The sequence below is a fragment of the Nocardioides alkalitolerans DSM 16699 genome (genome assembly GCF_000426525.1).
Classification (GTDB): domain Bacteria; phylum Actinomycetota; class Actinomycetes; order Propionibacteriales; family Nocardioidaceae; genus Nocardioides; species Nocardioides alkalitolerans.
In genome coordinates this window covers 698,585-714,145 of record NZ_KE384533.1, presented here as the reverse complement: position 1 = coordinate 714,145, position 15,561 = coordinate 698,585, and the positions used below count along the sequence as shown (strand labels likewise).

19 protein-coding genes are annotated in these 15,561 nt (G+C 72.8%); 8 read left to right on the top strand and 11 right to left on the bottom strand.

Annotated elements, in window-relative coordinates; genetic code table 11:
* Window positions 1-13: 13 nt before the first annotated feature.
* On the bottom strand, window positions 14-1,474 hold the full coding sequence (locus K329_RS0120245; RefSeq protein WP_052337160.1) for an NAD-dependent succinate-semialdehyde dehydrogenase: 1,461 nt from the start codon (window positions 1,472-1,474) through the stop codon (window positions 14-16).
* A gap of 118 nt (window positions 1,475-1,592) precedes the next feature.
* Between K329_RS0120245 and K329_RS0120240 the strand changes: the two genes are divergently transcribed.
* The 4 genes from K329_RS0120240 to K329_RS0120225 are packed head-to-tail and all read left to right on the top strand — an operon-like array spanning window position 1,593 to window position 5,053.
* On the top strand, window positions 1,593-2,567 hold the full coding sequence (locus tag K329_RS0120240; RefSeq protein ID WP_043644312.1) for an ABC transporter ATP-binding protein: 975 nt from the start codon (window positions 1,593-1,595) through the stop codon (window positions 2,565-2,567).
* Window positions 2,564-3,325 (top strand): ABC transporter permease, encoded by a 762-nt coding sequence (locus K329_RS0120235; protein WP_028474467.1) that lies wholly within the window; start codon window positions 2,564-2,566, stop codon window positions 3,323-3,325. Before K329_RS0120240 ends, K329_RS0120235 begins: the two co-directional genes overlap by 4 nt.
* The gene (locus K329_RS0120230; protein ID WP_245596625.1) at window positions 3,312-4,436 is read left to right on the top strand and encodes a sensor histidine kinase; all 1,125 of its coding nucleotides are present in this window, start codon (window positions 3,312-3,314) and stop codon (window positions 4,434-4,436) included. The genes K329_RS0120235 and K329_RS0120230 overlap by 14 nt, the downstream gene beginning before the upstream one ends.
* On the top strand, window positions 4,433-5,053 hold the full coding sequence (locus K329_RS0120225; RefSeq protein ID WP_028474465.1) for a response regulator transcription factor: 621 nt from the start codon (window positions 4,433-4,435) through the stop codon (window positions 5,051-5,053). The genes K329_RS0120230 and K329_RS0120225 overlap by 4 nt, the downstream gene beginning before the upstream one ends.
* A 131-nt stretch (window positions 5,054-5,184) precedes the next feature.
* On the opposite strand, the gene K329_RS0120220 is transcribed toward K329_RS0120225, so the two are convergent.
* Both K329_RS0120220 and K329_RS28340 read right to left on the bottom strand, forming a co-directional pair.
* The gene (locus tag K329_RS0120220; RefSeq protein WP_028474464.1) at window positions 5,185-6,387 is read right to left on the bottom strand and encodes a TerC family protein; all 1,203 of its coding nucleotides are present in this window, start codon (window positions 6,385-6,387) and stop codon (window positions 5,185-5,187) included.
* A gap of 110 nt (window positions 6,388-6,497) precedes the next feature.
* Window positions 6,498-7,652, bottom strand: a complete 1,155-nt coding sequence (locus K329_RS28340) for an SGNH/GDSL hydrolase family protein (RefSeq protein WP_157571851.1) — start codon at window positions 7,650-7,652, stop codon at window positions 6,498-6,500.
* Window positions 7,653-7,957: 305 nt separating this feature from the next.
* Between K329_RS28340 and K329_RS31095 the strand changes: the two genes are divergently transcribed.
* The 3 genes from K329_RS31095 (at window position 7,958) to K329_RS0120200 (ending at window position 10,132) form a co-directional block, all read left to right on the top strand.
* On the top strand, window positions 7,958-8,098 hold the full coding sequence (locus tag K329_RS31095; RefSeq protein ID WP_157571850.1) for a hypothetical protein: 141 nt from the start codon (window positions 7,958-7,960) through the stop codon (window positions 8,096-8,098).
* Window positions 8,099-8,471: 373 nt separating this feature from the next.
* Window positions 8,472-9,077 (top strand): YceI family protein, encoded by a 606-nt coding sequence (locus K329_RS0120205; RefSeq protein WP_028474463.1) that lies wholly within the window; start codon window positions 8,472-8,474, stop codon window positions 9,075-9,077.
* Window positions 9,078-9,208: 131 nt separating this feature from the next.
* Window positions 9,209-10,132 carry a GNAT family N-acetyltransferase gene (locus K329_RS0120200; RefSeq protein WP_052337159.1) on the top strand — a complete coding sequence of 308 codons (924 nt, stop codon included), beginning with the start codon at window positions 9,209-9,211 and terminating at the stop codon, window positions 10,130-10,132.
* A gap of 40 nt (window positions 10,133-10,172) precedes the next feature.
* Here the strand turns inward: K329_RS0120200 and K329_RS0120195 are convergent, their stop codons facing one another.
* The 3 genes from K329_RS0120195 to K329_RS30500 are packed head-to-tail and all read right to left on the bottom strand — an operon-like array spanning window position 10,173 to window position 11,987.
* Window positions 10,173-10,784: a hypothetical protein gene (locus K329_RS0120195; protein WP_028474461.1), complete on the bottom strand. Its 612-nt coding sequence runs from the start codon at window positions 10,782-10,784 to the stop codon at window positions 10,173-10,175.
* Window positions 10,774-11,256 (bottom strand): DUF1707 SHOCT-like domain-containing protein, encoded by a 483-nt coding sequence (locus tag K329_RS29935; RefSeq protein ID WP_052337158.1) that lies wholly within the window; start codon window positions 11,254-11,256, stop codon window positions 10,774-10,776. Before K329_RS29935 ends, K329_RS0120195 begins: the two co-directional genes overlap by 11 nt.
* Window positions 11,256-11,987, bottom strand: a complete 732-nt coding sequence (locus tag K329_RS30500; protein WP_028474460.1) for a PadR family transcriptional regulator — start codon at window positions 11,985-11,987, stop codon at window positions 11,256-11,258. Before K329_RS30500 ends, K329_RS29935 begins: the two co-directional genes overlap by 1 nt.
* A gap of 185 nt (window positions 11,988-12,172) precedes the next feature.
* Between K329_RS30500 and K329_RS28325 the strand changes: the two genes are divergently transcribed.
* The gene (locus K329_RS28325) at window positions 12,173-13,246 is read left to right on the top strand and encodes a glycoside hydrolase family 6 protein (protein ID WP_052337157.1); all 1,074 of its coding nucleotides are present in this window, start codon (window positions 12,173-12,175) and stop codon (window positions 13,244-13,246) included.
* A gap of 49 nt (window positions 13,247-13,295) precedes the next feature.
* Here K329_RS28325 and K329_RS0120175 read toward each other — a convergent pair whose 3' ends face one another.
* The 5 genes from K329_RS0120175 to K329_RS0120155 all read right to left on the bottom strand — a co-directional run bounded on the left by K329_RS0120175 (window position 13,296) and on the right by K329_RS0120155 (window position 15,393).
* Complete coding sequence (locus tag K329_RS0120175) at window positions 13,296-13,787, bottom strand: glutathione peroxidase (protein WP_028474459.1); 492 nt, start codon at window positions 13,785-13,787, stop codon at window positions 13,296-13,298.
* 167 nt (window positions 13,788-13,954) lie between these two features.
* Window positions 13,955-14,128, bottom strand: a complete 174-nt coding sequence (locus tag K329_RS30495; protein ID WP_028474458.1) for a CsbD family protein — start codon at window positions 14,126-14,128, stop codon at window positions 13,955-13,957.
* A gap of 166 nt (window positions 14,129-14,294) precedes the next feature.
* Window positions 14,295-14,609, bottom strand: a complete 315-nt coding sequence (locus K329_RS28320; protein WP_043644310.1) for a hypothetical protein — start codon at window positions 14,607-14,609, stop codon at window positions 14,295-14,297.
* Window positions 14,609-14,950 (bottom strand): hypothetical protein, encoded by a 342-nt coding sequence (locus K329_RS28315; protein ID WP_043644307.1) that lies wholly within the window; start codon window positions 14,948-14,950, stop codon window positions 14,609-14,611. Before K329_RS28315 ends, K329_RS28320 begins: the two co-directional genes overlap by 1 nt.
* The gene (locus K329_RS0120155; protein WP_028474457.1) at window positions 14,947-15,393 is read right to left on the bottom strand and encodes an Asp23/Gls24 family envelope stress response protein; all 447 of its coding nucleotides are present in this window, start codon (window positions 15,391-15,393) and stop codon (window positions 14,947-14,949) included. Before K329_RS0120155 ends, K329_RS28315 begins: the two co-directional genes overlap by 4 nt.
* Window positions 15,394-15,561: the final 168 nt, after the last annotated feature.

Here is a 15,561-nt window from a genome sequence, read left to right as displayed (position 1 = left end):
AGTCTGCTCCCGCTCAGCCGGCGCTGATCCCGACGTACGTCGTCTCGAGGTACTCCTCGATGCCCTCGAACCCGCCCTCGCGGCCGAACCCGGACTGCTTGACGCCGCCGAACGGCGCCGCGGGGTTGGAGAGCAGGCCGGTGTTGATGCCGACCATGCCGTAGTCGAGGCGCTCCGCGAGCCGGATCGTGCGGTCGAGGTCGCGGGTGAACGCGTACGACGCCAGCCCGTACTCGGTCGCGTTGGCGCGCCGGATCGCCTCGTCCTCGTCGTCGAAGGTCGAGATCGGCGCGACGGGCCCGAAGATCTCCTGGGTCACGACGCCGGCGTCGTGGGGCACGTCGGCGAGCACGGTCGGCGGGTAGAAGAAGCCCGGACCGTCGGGCCGGGTGCCGCCGGTGAGCACCGTCGCGCCGCTCTCGACGGCGTCGGTGACCAGCTGGTGCACGTCGTCGACGGCGCTGGCCTGCACGAGCGGGCCCACGTCGACGCCGTCGTCCTGGCCGCGCCCGACCGTGAGGGCGCCCAGGCGCTCGGCCAGCTTGGTGGAGAACTCCTCGGCCACCGACGTGTGCACGAGGAAGCGGTTGGCGGCCGTGCAGGCCTCGCCCATGTTGCGCATCTTCGCCAGGACGGCGCCCTCGACGGCCGCGTCGACGTCGGCGTCCTCGAAGACGAGGAACGGGGCGTTGCCGCCGAGCTCCATCGACATGCGCTGCAGCTGGCCCGACGACTGCTCCACGAGCACCTTGCCGACCGGGGTCGAGCCGGTGAAGGAGACCTTGCGGAGGCGGTCGTCCTCCATGAGCGTGCGGGAGATGTCGGAGGAGTGCGACGAGGTGACGACGTTGAGCACGCCCGCGGGCAGTCCGACGTCGGCGAAGACCCTCGCGACCGCCAGCGTCGTCAGCGGGGTGAGGGCGGCGGGCTTCACGACCATGGTGCAGCCGGCCGCGATCGCGGGGCCGATCTTGCGGGTCGCCATCGCGATGGGGAAGTTCCAGGGCGTGATGAGCAGGCAGGGGCCGACGGGCTTCTTCACCGTCAGCAGCCGGGAGCCACCGGCGGGCGCCGTCATCCAGCGTCCGTGGATGCGGACGGCCTCCTCGGAGAACCACCGGAGGAACTCCGCGCCGTACGCGACCTCGCCCGCGGACTCGCCGAGCGGCTTGCCCATCTCGAGGCTGATCAGGCGGGCGAAGGCATCGGTCTGGTCGACGATGCGCTCGTACGCCGCGCGCAGGATCTCGCTGCGCTCCCGCGGCGCCGTGCGGGCCCAGTCCTCCTGCGCGGCGGCCGCGGCGTCGAGCGCGGCGACCGCGTCGTCGACCGTGCCGTCGGCCACGCGCGCGAGCACCGACTCGTCGGCGGGGTCGAGCACGTCGAAGGTGGAGCCGTCACCGGAGTCGCGCCAGGCGCCCCCGACGTACAGCTGGGGGGAGTAGAGGCCGTGGACGTCGATCGACTCGCTCATGCCCGCCAGCCTGCCACTCGCCGCACGGGGCCCCAAGCACCGCGCATGACAGGTGTCATCCGGGACACGTGACAGGAGGGGACGGCGCCGCGCGTCGCGCACGGCGAGAGTCGTCACCATGACGCACACCCGCCCCACCGCCCCACCGTCCCCGGCCGCCGCCACCGGCGCTCCCGCGGTCGAGCTGCGCGGCCTGACCAAGACCTTCGCCACCCGCTCCGGCGACGTCGCCGCCGTGCGCGGCGTCGACCTGCGCATCGAGACCGGCGAGGTCGTCGCCGTCCTCGGCCCCAACGGCGCCGGCAAGACGACGACCATCGACATGCTCCTCGGGCTCACCTCGCCGACGGGAGGGTCCGCCGAGGTGTTCGGGCGGCCCCCGCGCGACGCCGTCCGCGAGGGGCGGGTGTCGGCCGTGCTCCAGACCGGCGGCCTGCTCCGCGACCTCACCGTTCGCGAGACGGTGCGGCTGATCGCGTCGACGTACGACGCACCCGCGCCCGTCGAGGACGTCATCGACCGCGCCGGGCTCGGCGCCGTGGCCTCCCGCATGGTCTCGAAGTGCTCCGGCGGCGAGCAGCAGCGGCTCCGGTTCGCGCTCGCCCTCCTCCCCGACCCCGAGCTGCTCGTGCTCGACGAGCCCACGGCCGGCATGGACGTGACGGCCCGTCGCGACTTCTGGCGGGTGATGCACGCGGAGGCCGCCCGCGGGCGCACCGTCGTCTTCGCCACCCACTACCTCGAGGAGGCCGACGACTTCGCCGACCGGATCGTGGTGGTGGCGCAGGGCCGGGTGGTCGCCGACGGCCCCACGGCGGAGATCCGCTCCCGGGCGGTGGGGCGCACCGTGCACGCCACGCTCCCCCCGACCGGCCGGGACGACGCGGTGGCGACGCTGCGCCGGCTCGCCGGTGCCGCCGACGTCACGGTCCAGGGCGACCGCGTGCGCGTGGTCGCCACCGACTCGGACGCCGTCGCCCGTACCCTCCTCGTGGAGCTGGACGCGCACGACCTCGAGATCCTGACCGGGTCGTTGGACGAGGCCTTCGTCGCCCTGACCGGTGCCGCGCAGACGACGGAGGAGGGCCGATGAACACCACGTACCTCGGCCTCGAGCTCCGCCGCTTCGCCCGCGACCGCGCGAGCCTCTTCTTCATCGGCGTGCTGCCCGCGTTCTTCTACATCATCTTCGGGGCCACCCAGGCGTACGGCGGCAGCCCGCTCGGCAACGGCAACGTCGCCCTCTACATCCTGGTCTCGATGGCGGCGTACGGCGCCGTGACCGCCACCGTCGGCGTCGGCGGCATGGCCGCGGTCGAGCGGATGCAGGGCTGGGGCCGCCAGCTCGGCCTCACCCCGCTCCGCGACGGCGGCTTCGTGCTGGTCAAGATCACGCTCGCCGTGGTCGTCGCTCTGCTGCCTGTCACCCTCATCGCCGCCATCGGCGCGCTCACCGGCGCCGAGGGCACCACCGTGGCGTGGACGCTGAGCCTGCTCGCCGTGGCCGGCGGGGCGTGCGTGTTCGCGCTCTTCGGCCTCTGCGCCGGCCTCGCGTTCCGCACGGAGGCGGCCGTCAGCGCCGCCAGCGGCATGGTCGTCGTGCTCGCGTTCCTCGGCAACGTGTTCGTGCCGCTGAGCGGCACCCTGCTGGCCATCGCGAAGTTCACCCCGCTCTACGGCTACGTCGCCCTCGCCCGCTACCCCGTGACCGAGGGCCGGCTGATCTCCGGGGACGGCGCGTCGCTCGGGTCGGACCCCCTCTGGCTCCCGCTGCTCAACCTCGGCGTCTGGAGCGCGGTGCTCGCCGTCGCGGCCGTCCTCCTCGTACGGCGCGGGCGTGAGCGCCAGTGAGCCGACGGTGAGCGCTACGCAGGCGGCGCCCGACGCCGGCCCCACCGACCTCTGGGTCCGGTGGGGGTGGCTCACGGGCCCGGTGTGGCTCGTCTTCATGGTGTTCCCGGTGCTCGACCTCGTGCGCACGCCGAGGTCGGGCGCCGGCGTCCTGGTGGCGTCCACGGTGCTCGTGGTCTTCAGCGCCGTCTACGCGTTCGGCTTCTTCGCGGACGCCCGACCGGCCGCGACGTCCTGGCTCCCGCGCCGCTGGGTGGAGATCAGCACCCTGGTGCTGCTCGCGCTCACCGCGGCCGGCGTCTGGCTGCAGGGCACGTACGCCATGGGGCTGTGCATCTACACGTCGGCATTCGCGCTGCTGCTGGCGCCGCTGCGGCTCGCCGCCCCGGTCGCCGTCGGGCTCGTCGGCGCGACCGCCTGGCTCACCACCGTCGTGGACTCCTTCTCCGGCGGCCTGTTCTTCCTCCCCGTCATGCTGGCGACCGTGGTGACGTTCACGACGACCCGGCTGATGGAGGAGCGGCGGCTGGTCGACCAGGAGGTCGCCGACGAGCTCACCCTGGTGGCGGAGCGCGAGCGGGTGGCCCGCGACGTGCACGACGTGCTGGGCCACAGCCTCACCGTCGTGGTGGCGAAGGCCGAGCTCGCGGAGCGTCTCCTCGACCTGGACCCGGAGCGGGCCCGCGCCGAGCTGGCGGAGATCCGGTCGTTGAGCCGTGAGGCGCTGAGCGAGGTGCGGGCGACCGTGGCCGGGCTGCGCGTCACGCGCCTCGGCGACGAGCTGGCGGCGGCGCGGGCGGCCCTGACGGCCGCCGGCATCGACGCCGTCGTGCCGTCCGACCCCGCCGTGGTCGACCCGCGCCGACGCCTCGTGCTCGCCTGGGTGCTGCGCGAGGCCGTCACCAACGTGGTGCGCCACAGCGACGCCGACCGGTGCGTGGTCGAGCTCGGCCACGCCCGTCTGCGCGTCGCGGACGACGGCCGCGGGCGGGTCCGCGGGGCCGGCAACGGCCTGCGGGGCGTGGAGGAACGGGTGCGTGCCGCCGGGGGGACGCTCCTCGTCGACGACGCGCCCGGTGGCGGAACTCTCCTGGAGGTGACGTGGTCATGACGATCCGACTGCTGCTGGCCGACGACCAGGCCCTCGTCCGCGGCGCGCTCGCCGCGCTGCTCTCGCTCGAGCCCGACCTCGAGGTCGTCGCCGAGGTCGGCCGCGCCGACGACGTCGTGGAGGCGGCCGCCGCCAGCGGCGCCGACGTCTGCCTCCTCGACATCGAGATGCCGGGCAGCGACGCGGTGCCGGACGGCATCGCGGCCGCCGCGGCCCTGTCGGCGGGCGCGACCGGCGTCCGCGCGCTGATGGTGACCACCTTCGGCCGGCCCGGCTACCTCCGGCGCGCCCTCGAGGCCGGCGCGAGCGGGTTCGTCGTCAAGGACACGCCGGCGACCGAGCTGGCCGAGGCGGTACGGCGGGTGCACGCCGGGCTGCGCGTCGTCGACCCGATCCTCGCCGGCGAGTCGCTCGCGGGCGGCGCCCACCCGCTCACCGAGCGCGAGGTGGAGGTGCTGCGCGTGGCGCTGGAGGGGGTGCCGGTCGCGCGCATCGCCGAGCGGGTGCACCTCTCCGCCGGCACGGTGCGCAACTACCTCTCCTCCGCCATCGGCAAGACGGGCACCACCACGCGGGTCGAGGCGGCCCGCGTCGCCCGCGACCGCGGCTGGATCTGAGGCACCGACCGGGACGCGTCCCGGACACGGCCAGGACGACGCGACGACGCCGCCGTACGGACGACGACGGGGCCGCCCCGACCTGGTGGTCGGGACGGCCCCGTCGGGGTCGTTTGTGGATCAGGCGTCGGTCAGCTGGTCGCGCCGCCGGGCCGCACGTCGCCGTGGGCCTCGTGGACCCGGGCGAAGAGGGCGTCGAGCTCGGCCTTCTCCTTGGCCTCCGGACGGAACTTCTCCGGCAGGTCGTCGATCTGCTGCTCCTTGGCGGCGACCACGTTGTAGAGGCGGTTGTGCTCCTCGGGGTCGTGGGTGTAGCTGCCGTCGAGGTAGTGCTCGGCGCTGGCCTTCGCGGCCTTGATGGTCGACTCGGCCTTGCCCTTGGGGCTGAGCAGCGAGGCGATGACCGTGATGATGAGCACGCCCACGATGACGCTGAGCGACACCGCGATGGAGACCTCGGGGATCGCCGTGACGTGCTCGCCGCCGTTGATGAACGGCAGCTCGTTCTCGTGCAGGGCGTGGATGAAGAGCTTCACACCGATGAAGCCGAGGATGATCGCGAGGCCGTAGGAGAGGAAGACCAGGCGGTCGAGCAGGCCGTCGATGAGGAAGAACAGCTGGCGCAGACCCATGAGCGAGAAGGCCGTCGCCGTGAAGACGAGGTAGGACTCCTGCGTCAGGCCGAAGATGGCCGGGATCGAGTCGAGAGCGAACAGCAGGTCCGTGCCGCCGATCGCGATCATCACGAGGAGCATCGGCGTCAGCATCTTCTTGCCGTTGACGACCGTGAACATCTTGTCGCCGTCGTACTCGTCCGAGGTGTGGAAGAACCTCTTCGCCAGGCGGATCACGAAGTTGTCGATCTCCCCCTCCTCCTCGTCCTCCTCCTTGAGGAGCGACAAGGCGGTGTAGATGAGGATCGCGCCGAACAGGTAGAAGACCCAGCTGAAGTTGTTGATGGCCGCGGCGCCCACGAAGATGAACGCGCTGCGCGCGAACAGGGCGAACACGATGCCGAAGAGCAGCACCTTCTGCTGGTCCTCACGCGGCACCTTGAAGCTGGCCATGATGATGAGGAACACGAAGAGGTTGTCGACGCTCAGCGCCTTCTCCGTGATGTACCCGGCGTAGTACTCACCGCCGTACCGGCTGCCGTACTCCCACAGCACGAAGAGACCGAACACCAGGGCCAGTCCGACGTAGATGGCCGACCAGATGGCCGCTTCCTTCAGCGTCGGGATGTGCGCCTTGCGCACGTGGAAGAAGAAGTCGAACGCCAGCAGACCGGCGATCACGACGATGGTGAGGCCCCAGACGAGGGGGGTGACCTCCATGGACAACAGCTCCTGTTCGGCATCAGCGGTGCGACACGACGGTGGGGGCGGACCTGCCGCCCCCACCACGCATCACGAACGTCGAGGAATTCAACGAACGACGAAGGCTGTCAGTTCCCTGAGTACGGGGCATTCCCCATCTCGATGGAACGCTGGGCCTCCAGCAGCGGGGCTTGGTCGACCACGCGAGGCTCGATCGTACGGTCATAGGCCGCGTACGGCGCCTGCTGGGCGGCGTACTCCCCGGCACGCGAGTCCGCCTCGGCGATCACCTCGGGCGTCACCGCGACCGACGCGCCGGTGAGGCGGGGCCCCACGAGGGGGGTGTAGCCCTGGGCGTGGCCCGCCACGTTCGGGTGGTAGCTCTCGACGATCGGGTTCGAGAGACCGTTGAGCCACTCGGGGTCGTCGCACACGGCGTGGCCGGTGAAGGCGCTCGTCGGGTCGACGAAGGAGAAGCCGGCCGAAGTGGCCGCGGCGCGGGTCGTGGCGTTGAGCTGGTCGGCGGTCGCGTTGAGCCGCGCCTGCTCCTCCGGCGAGATCCAGGTGAGGGCGTTGCAGTCCTCGCCCATGAAGAGGCGCGGGTAGCCGGCGACCACCACGGTGGCGTTGGGCGCGGCCGCGGAGATCTGGCCGTAGAGGCCGCTCAGGCGCGACGGCAGCGTGCCGGAGACGAACGCCTGCGAGGTGTCGATGGCGGCGTTGCAGTCGCTCGCCCAGCCGGGCAGCGCGCACTCGGTGATCACCCCGGTGAAGTCGGCGTCGTTGCCGCCGATGGTGATCGTCACGAGGTCGGTGGCGGCCGAGAGCGCGGCGAGCTGGTTGGCCTGCACGTCGGCGACCACCGCACCGGAGCACGCCCGGTAGTCGAGCGAGTAGTCGTTCGCCGCCGCGATCAGCGAGGGGAAGGCCTGCGTCGACCGGAGGCACTCCGTGCCGTCGTCGATGTAGCTGCGGGTGCCGGTGCCCGACGAGTAGGAGTCGCCGAGCGCGACGTACGACGAGCCCGCCGGCGCGAGCGCTCCGACCGACGTGGAGCCCGAGACGCCGGGCGTCTGCGAGGTGGAGCCCGAGACCGCGGGGTCGGGCGAGGTGGAGCCCGAGACGGCCGGGTCCTGGGACGTGGAGCCCGAGACCCCCGGCGTGTCGTCCGCCGAGGCCGGGGTCGCCACGAGGGCGACACCGAGGGCCAGTCCGCTGACCAGGGTGGCGGTGAGAGCGGGGGTGCGACGCCGCGAGGGCGCGCGGAGAAGGTGGATCGCCATGGTTCCTCCCGAGAATGATGGCGCGGGTGGCGCCCGAGCGGCACCGCTTCCACCGTAGGCCGCCCCCCGGCGTGGGTCCACCCCCGTGCGGCGGAGCGCGGAAGGCTCCGTCGTTCACCTTTCGTTCATCTCCGGGACAACCGCTGATCACCCGTCCGGGTGGAGCGTTTCTCACCCCTGAGGACCCGATTTGGCGTCCTGGTGGAGCAAATGACGCGAAATCGCCCCCGGAATCGCGTTGTGACTAGGTTCTGGCGCCGATCTGGGCTAACTTGGGTGAACGGAAAGTGAACAGGAGGTGTCTCATGCTCAACGCCACGCCGAACCAGCGTCGTTCCACCCTGACCCGCACGTGGGTCAAGGTCGTCGACATCCACGGCCGTCAGCGCATGGAGGCTCGCTGGACCACGGCCACCGAGGCCGTCGCCCGACCGCTCGCCGCCTGACAGTCCCACGAACGCGAGCCCGCCTCGATCGTTCCTCGAAGGAGCCGCCGCCCACCTGGGTGGCGGCTCCTTCTGCGTCCGGACACCCGCGACCGGCACGGTGGAGCTCGCCTGTGGCCGACCCTCCCCACCATCCATCCCGTGTAACGCGGTGTCCGAGCTACTGCACACGCGTTCTGACCCGTGTGCAGAGACCTGGACACCGCGTTACACCGGGTGGGGCGATCGACCGACCCACCCGCCGACCCGCCCGCCGACCCACGACGTTCACCTGGGGTTCCGCGACAACCATCCGGCAGATACTTGACCGCGCAACAAACTTGCCGTACTGTCCTAGTTGAGAGTTCAACCAAGACTTCTGGAGGACAGACCCATGGGCATCTTCAACCGCAACAAGGACAACGGCGCCGAGCAGGCGTTCGACGCTCCCACCACCGTTCTCGACGACATCTCGGGCAGCTACACCATCGACCCGAGCCACAGCCGCCTCGGCTTCTCGGCCCGTCACGCGATGGTGACCACGGTCCGCGGCGCGTTCAAGGACTTCGCCGGTGCCGCGACCATCGACACCGCCAACCCGGCCGCCTCGTCGGTCAACCTGACGATCCAGGTCGCCAGCGTCGACACCGGCAGCGCCGACCGCGACGGTCACCTGCAGTCCGCCGACTTCTTCGACGTCAGCACCTACCCGACCATCACCTTCACCTCGACCAAGGTCGAGCGCGACGGCGACGCCGACTGGATCGTCACGGGCGACCTGACGATCAAGGGCACGACCAAGCCCGTCACGATCGAGTTCGAGTCCACCGGCTCGGCCCGCGACCCGTTCGGCAACCTCCGCGTCGGCTTCGAGGGCGCTGTCGCCGTCAACCGCAAGGACTGGGACCTGACCTGGAACGCCGCGCTCGAGACCGGCGGCGTGCTCGTCTCCGAGAAGGTCAAGCTCGAGTTCGACATCTCGGCGATCCAGAGCGCCTGATCCGGCGCCGGCTCCCCGAGAGCCGCGCGGGCCGCGTCCCCCGACGGCCCGCGCCACGCACGCCCCCGATCTTCCGCCACCCGCGGAAAATCGGGGGCGTCGTCGTGCCCGGACGGGGTTGACTGCCTCCCGTGAGCACACCCACCCCTCCCCCTCCGCCGTCCGACCTGCCCGACGGGCTCGTCGCCCGCCCCCTCACCGTGGCCGACGCGGGCGCCGTGTTCGCGGTGATGGCCGCGCAGGAGCAGCACGACATCGGCTCGGTCCAGATCGAGGAGGCCGACATCGTCGCCGACTGGCAGCGGCCGGGCGTCGACGTGCCGGCGACCACCGTCGGGGTCCTCGACGGCGACGCGCTGGTGGCGTACGCCGAGCACTCCGGCGGTGAGCGCGGCGACGCGGCCGTGCACCCGTCGTACCGGGGCCGCGGTCTCGGCACCGCCCTCGCGCGCTGGATGCAGGACTGCGCCCGCGGGCGGGGCGAGACGCTCGTCGGCATGCCCGTCCCGGAGGGCTCCGACGGCGACCGCCTGCTGGCCGCGCTCGGCTACCGGCACCGCTGGACGTCGTGGCTGCTCGAGCTTCCGCCCGGGGTCGACGTCTCCCCGCAGGAGGTGCCCCCGGGGTACGGCGTGCGCGAGGCCGCGCCGACCGACCACCGCGCCGTCTGGCAGGTGGTCGACGACGCCTTCGGCGAGTGGAGCCACCACGAGCCCGAGCCGTGGGGCGACTTCGAGGCGGTCGTGCTGCGCCGGCCCGGCTTCGCGTCGTGGACGCTGCGCGTGGCGACCGACCCGTCCGGCGAGGTCGTCGGGGTCGCCGTCGTCATGCTGAGCGAGCAGACGGGGTACGTCGACCGCCTCGCCGTACGGCGTGACCACCGGGGCCGCGGACTGGCCCGCGCCCTGCTCGTCGACGCCTTCGGCCAGGCCCGCGCCCACGGCGCGACCCGGCTCGAGCTGGCGACGGACACCCGCAGCGGCGCGCGCGGTCTCTACGAGCGGGTCGGCATGCGGGTCTTCTCCACGTGGGTCAACCGGGCGATCGACCTCTGACCTCCCCGTCCCCCGTCCCCGTCGCCCGGCGGACCCCGCCTCAGCGGGCCAGGGCGACCGTGGTCACCACGTCGGTGACGCTGGGCCGCTTCGGGGTCGAGGAGAATCCGAACCGCGCCGGCGGGTCGACGGGCGCGAGCGTGCCGAGGTCGGCACCCTCGAACGACCCGGTGGCCCGGGTCACGGCGCGCGTGCCGGTGGCGCCGTAGTACTCGCGGCGACCCTCGCGCGCCGTACCGCGGGTGCGCACGCCCCGCAGCACGACGCGTGCCACGGGGTCGGTGAGCGTGCAGAACGCCGGGCTCGTCGCGACCCTGTCTGGCACGAGGGCCAGGAGACGCCCGAGCGCCGTGGGTCCGCCCACGCCCACGTCGAGGCTGAGCGACGGCGAGCGCACCGACCACGCGTCGGCCGTGGCCGTCACGTCGAACGGCTCCAACCGGGTCTCGTCGAACGTGTAGGTGGCGGCGATGAAGTCGCGCACCTCCGCCGACGGTGCGAGCAGCACGCGGTGGCCCGCGGCCGTCTCGACCATCGCGTCGGAGAAGGAGCCCAACGGAGTGTCGTGCCAGTACCCGACCACGACGCGCACGCCGCTCGTCGTACCGACCCCGAGGATGCGCCCCCGGAAGCGACTGCGCTCAGCGGCCACGACCACCACAGCCCCGGCTGCTCCACGACGGGTGGTGCCCCGAGCGACGCACGAGGAGGAACACCAGGCCACCGATGAGCAGCACCGGCAGCAGCGAGCTCACGACCGCGAACGCGGCCATCCCGAGCACCGCCACGAGCACGACGGCCACCAGGGGCGGCAGCGCGCGCAGCAGCCCGATCGGACCGGCGGCGCGCCCGCCCCGTCCCGCCGAACGCGGCGCGGCGGGCCGTGCGGCGTTCCAGTCGCCGCCGGCGTACGACGCGAGCCCCCCGAGGACGTCGGGGTGCGGCCCCGGCAGGTCCTCGAACAGCGGGCGCACGTCATCGGCGAACCGCGCCCGCCAGAGCGCGCTGCTGCGCTCGTCGTGCTCGTCGGCGTCGAGCCGCCCGGCGGCGAAGTGCTCGCCGAGCGCCTCGGCCGCCTGCTGGCGCTCGGAGTCCGAGAGCCGGAGCCGTGGCTGGTCGGTCATCACCGGTCGCCCTCCGCGAGGATGCCGTAGAGGCGGCGACGGGTGTCGGTGAGCACCTCGAGGGCCTCGCGGCGCTGGGCGTCGGTGCCCGTCGAGACGATCTGCCACAGCGCGCTCATGACCTGGCCGATCTCGGGCAGGGTGCCCTGCGGCTCCTCGTCCTTCGGCGCGAACGGGCGCCAGACGGCGGCCAGCTCCTCGAGGTGGTCGGCGACGTAGCCCTCCCCCTCCTCGGTGAGCCGGAGCGTACGACGGCCGCGCTCGTCGTCGGAGGTCACGAGCCCCTCGTCCTCGAGCTGCTGGATCGTCGGGTAGACGGAGCCCGGCGACGGGCGCCACTCGCCGTGCGAGCGCTCCGCGATCTCGTTGATGACCTGGTAGCCGTTGCGGGGCTCCCCGGCCAGCACGTCGAGGATCGCCGAGCGGACGTCGCCGCGTCGTACCTTCGGCCCGCCACCGCCACCGCCGCGACGGTGGGGCTCGGGCGGGGCGAAGCCGAGCAGGCCGGCGACCCAGGGCGGAGGCCCGGGCTGCTGACGACGGCCGCGACCGCCGCCGAAGCCGGGGCCACCGAACCCGGGGCCGCCGAAGCCACGGCCGAAGCCGCCGCCGAAGTCGCCGCCGAAGCCCGGCCGGCCGGGTCGCTGCGGGGGTCGACGGTCGTCGTCGCCCGTGTCGTGGTCGGGACGCGCGTCGTCGTCGTCCCAGCTGTTCCAGTGGGTGTGCCTCACGGTGGTTCTCCTCCGAGTGGGGTGATCGGCGATCAGTCGCCGATCGGTCGGCGATATATCGCGATCGTACGCCGACAGTCCTCATCTCCCAAGCTATTTCTTCATCACCGCCGTTCGCGCTCAAGGTCTCGGCAATGCGACCTCGTTCGGTCACGCGGACCTGCTGCGCTCCCTAGTCTGTGGAAGTGAGAACCCGACCGCCCGGCGTCGTACGCCTGCGCACCCTCGCCGCGGCCGTCGGCCTGGCCCTCGCCCTCCCCCTGCTCACCCCGGCAGCGAGCCCGGCGACGGCACCTGCGGTCGCACCGGCCGCGGTGACCGCCGAGGCGCCCGGCGCCCTGCCGGCCGGTCTCGCCCCCGTGACGGCACCCGCGGCCACGACGACCGCGGCGGCCGCGGCGCCCCTCGACATCCGGCTGCGGCGCCCGTTCGCGGTCGACCCGTCGAGCCGGGCGATGGCGGCGGCCCGCACCGACGCGACGTTCCGCACCATCGCCAACCGTCCGCAGGCCCGCTGGTACACCGAGTCCCTCGCCGTCGACAAGGCCCAGGCCGCCGCCTCGTCGTGGGGCACGTACGCCGTGTCGAAGGGCGCGACCCCCCTCGTCACCATCTACGCGCTGCCTGGTCGGGACTGCGGCAGCCACTCCGGGGGCGGCCTCGACGCACGCACCTACCGGCTGTGGATCGAGCAGATCGCGCTCGGCCTGCGGGGCAAGGGCGCCGTGGCCGTGCTGGAGCCGGACGCCCTCGGGCTGCTCGGCAGCTGCGCCGGCCAGGAGCAGTGGATCGGGCTGCTCCGCTACGCGACCTACACGCTCGCGCGGTACGGCACCTGGGTCTACGTCGACGCGGGCCACTCGAACTGGAGGTCCGCCACCGAGATGGCGACCCGCCTCGAGCAGGCCGGCGTGCAGTGGGCCCGTGGCTTCGCCACCAACGTCAGCAACTTCCGCCGCACCGACGCCGAGATCGCCTACGGCCAGCAGGTCGTCACCGCCCTCGGCCAGCTCGGCCTGCGCGACAAGCGCTACCTCGTCGACACCTCGCGCAACGGGGCGGGCCCGGCGGCCGACGGCTCGGTGTGCAACCCGGCCAGCGCCCGCGTCGGGGCCGCACCGCGGATCCTCAACTCCCGGGGGCTGGACTTCGTCGCGTGGGTGAAGCGGCCCGGCGAGTCCGACGGACGCTGCGGCGGCGGACCCGCTGCCGGCCAGTGGTGGGCCCTCGGGGCCAAGCGGCTGCTCGGCAAGGCCTGAGCGACCTCCCGACGGCCCGGCCCGACCACCGGGCCGGGCGACCGGAAGATCAGGGCTTCGGCGCGGCCAGGGCCTTCTCGATGTCGGCGGCGATCGCGGCCGGCTTCGTGGTGGGGCCGTAGCGCTTGACGACGGCGCCGTCGCGACCGACCAGGAACTTCGTGAAGTTCCACTTGATCTTGCCGCCGAGCAGGCCCGACTTCTCCTTCTTCAGCCAGTCGAAGACCGGGTGGGCGCCGTCGCCGTTGACCTCGATCTTCTCGAACATCGGGAACGAGACGCCGTAGTTCTTCTGGCAGAAGGCACCGATGTCGTCCGCGGCGCCCGGCTCCTGGCCGCCGAACTGGTTGCACGGGAACCCCAGCACCACGAGGCCCTGCTCGCCGTACGTCTGGAACAGCTCCTCGAGGCCCTCGTACTGGGGCGTGAACCCGCAGTTGCTGGCGGTGTTGACGACGAGCGCGACCTGGCCGGCGTACGCGGCGAGGCTCTCGTCGCTGCCGTCGAGGCGGGTGGCGGAGAAGTCGGTGAGGGTGGTCATGTGCACGCTCCTGCGGTGCTCGGTGGACGTCCGTGGCGTGGTTCGGTGCCGCCCGCCCACCGGATGGGGACGGCCGTGGCCGGACATGAAGAAGGGGAGCGTGCCGGGCCTCGTACAGCCTGGCACGCTCCCCTCGTCCCCGGAGGCCGGGGAAAGAAGCGGGGCGATCAGCCCTTGAAGACGTCCTTGACGTTCTCGCCGGCCTGCTTGGCGGACGACTTCTTCTGGTCCGCCTGGCCCTCGGCCTTGAGCTTGTCGTCGTTCTTGGCGTCGCCGACGGCCTCCTTGGCCTTGCCGACCAGGTCCTCAGCGGTGTTCTTCGCCTTGTCTGCGAGTCCCATGGGTTTCTCCTTCTCGGTAGAGCGGATATTTCTCGGGATGGTGCGTGGTGCCACACGCGGCGCGTGCGCGACCCGTGCGGCCGTGGCGGTGCGGTACCCAACGGATGTCGGCCATGCACCCCTCGTTCGGGAAAGTCCGTGGTCGCTCCGTCGGTGGCCGACCGGCTCAGGACCGGTCGCTCCGGTCCTCCCCGCCCGCGCGGTCGACCCGCACGTAGCGTCGCGAGCCGGGCACACCCCGCGGGATGCGGGCCCGCACCGCTCGGCGCGCACGGCGCGCGCGGCGGCGGAGCCGACCGACCGGGCCGGTCGGGACCACCGTGAACTGCTGCTGCTCCGCGGCCGGGGCCGGGCCGACGCCGTACCGAGCGTCGAGCAGGGCGAGCCGCCGCTGCAGCTCGGCCGGGTCGCCTCCGACGTCCGGGTGGTGCGTGCGCACGAGCGCACGCCGCTCCCGGAGGTAGGCCGCCCGGTCCTCCATCAGAACGGCCGGGCCGGCGGGGCGTGGACCGGGCGGACGACCGCAGGCGTGCCGAAGTCCTCGACGACGACGTGCACGGGCTTGTCGCCGGCCAGCTCGGCCAGTGCGGCCCGCACGGCCGCGGCCGCGGTCGCGACGTGGGCACCCCAGGTGAGCGTTACGTGGACCTCCCAGGCGTCGTCCCGCAGTCGCAGGCCGGGGACACGGTCCCCGGGGAGCAACGTGGCCACCTCGCCGAGCGAGCCGCCGTGGAGGTCGTCGACCTCGGGGACGGCACGCACGGCGTCAGCGACGACCGTGACCAGGTCGGCGTACGGACGGTCCGGTTCCGGGGTCGTCACTCGACCCGGGACTCGGCGGGCTCCGAGTCCTCGTCCTCGAGGTGCACGTCGTGCACGACGATGTTGACCTCGGTGACCTCGAGCGCGGTCATGCGCTCGACGGCGTTCACCACGTTCTGGCGGATGCCGGCAGCGAGGTCGGCGATCGCGACGCCGTACTCGGACACGATGTCGATGTCGATCGCGGCCTGGCGCTCGCCGACCTCGACCGAGATGCCCTGGGAGTGGTTGGTGCGCGAGCCCGGGATGCGCTCGCGGAGAGCGCCGACCGCGCGGGTGGCGCCGCCGCCGAGGTTGTGGACACCGGAGACCTCGCGCGTGGCGATGCCAGCGATCTTCGAGACCACGGTGTCGGAGATGGAGGTGCGGCCCTGGTCGGTGGCGAGCGCGCTCGGGGCTGCCTTCGCGACGGTGGTGCCGGCGGTGGTGGGCTTCTCGGACAAGGTGCCACTCCTTCGTGGGGGCTGCGTGGTTCTTCGGACGATGGTTGGTCGGACGAGCTCGGCCGATCGTCACGCTCCAGCGGTGTGACACGCGCCACGTCGTCGGACGACGTGTACGGACGACCGGTCGGCAGCGGGCTGCGCCCGCGCGCGGTGGCGTAGCCTCGG

Excerpts from the sequence above, each read along its gene's own strand:
- K329_RS0120245 (WP_052337160.1), bottom strand. The coding sequence starts at position 1,474 with ATGAGCGAGTCGATCGACGTCCACGGCCTCTACTCCCCCCAGCTGTAC.
- K329_RS0120240 (WP_043644312.1), top strand. The coding sequence starts at position 1,593 with ATGACGCACACCCGCCCCACCGCCCCACCGTCCCCGGCCGCCGCCACC.
- K329_RS0120235 (WP_028474467.1), top strand. The coding sequence starts at position 2,564 with ATGAACACCACGTACCTCGGCCTCGAGCTCCGCCGCTTCGCCCGCGAC.
- K329_RS0120225 (WP_028474465.1), top strand. The coding sequence starts at position 4,433 with ATGACGATCCGACTGCTGCTGGCCGACGACCAGGCCCTCGTCCGCGGC.
- K329_RS0120220 (WP_028474464.1), bottom strand. The coding sequence starts at position 6,387 with ATGGAGGTCACCCCCCTCGTCTGGGGCCTCACCATCGTCGTGATCGCC.
- K329_RS28340 (WP_157571851.1), bottom strand. The coding sequence starts at position 7,652 with ATGGCGATCCACCTTCTCCGCGCGCCCTCGCGGCGTCGCACCCCCGCT.
- K329_RS31095 (WP_157571850.1), top strand. The coding sequence starts at position 7,958 with ATGCTCAACGCCACGCCGAACCAGCGTCGTTCCACCCTGACCCGCACG.
- K329_RS0120205 (WP_028474463.1), top strand. The coding sequence starts at position 8,472 with ATGGGCATCTTCAACCGCAACAAGGACAACGGCGCCGAGCAGGCGTTC.
- K329_RS29935 (WP_052337158.1), bottom strand. The coding sequence starts at position 11,256 with ATGACCGACCAGCCACGGCTCCGGCTCTCGGACTCCGAGCGCCAGCAG.
- K329_RS0120175 (WP_028474459.1), bottom strand. The coding sequence starts at position 13,787 with ATGACCACCCTCACCGACTTCTCCGCCACCCGCCTCGACGGCAGCGAC.
- K329_RS30495 (WP_028474458.1), bottom strand. The coding sequence starts at position 14,128 with ATGGGACTCGCAGACAAGGCGAAGAACACCGCTGAGGACCTGGTCGGC.
- K329_RS28320 (WP_043644310.1), bottom strand. The coding sequence starts at position 14,609 with ATGGAGGACCGGGCGGCCTACCTCCGGGAGCGGCGTGCGCTCGTGCGC.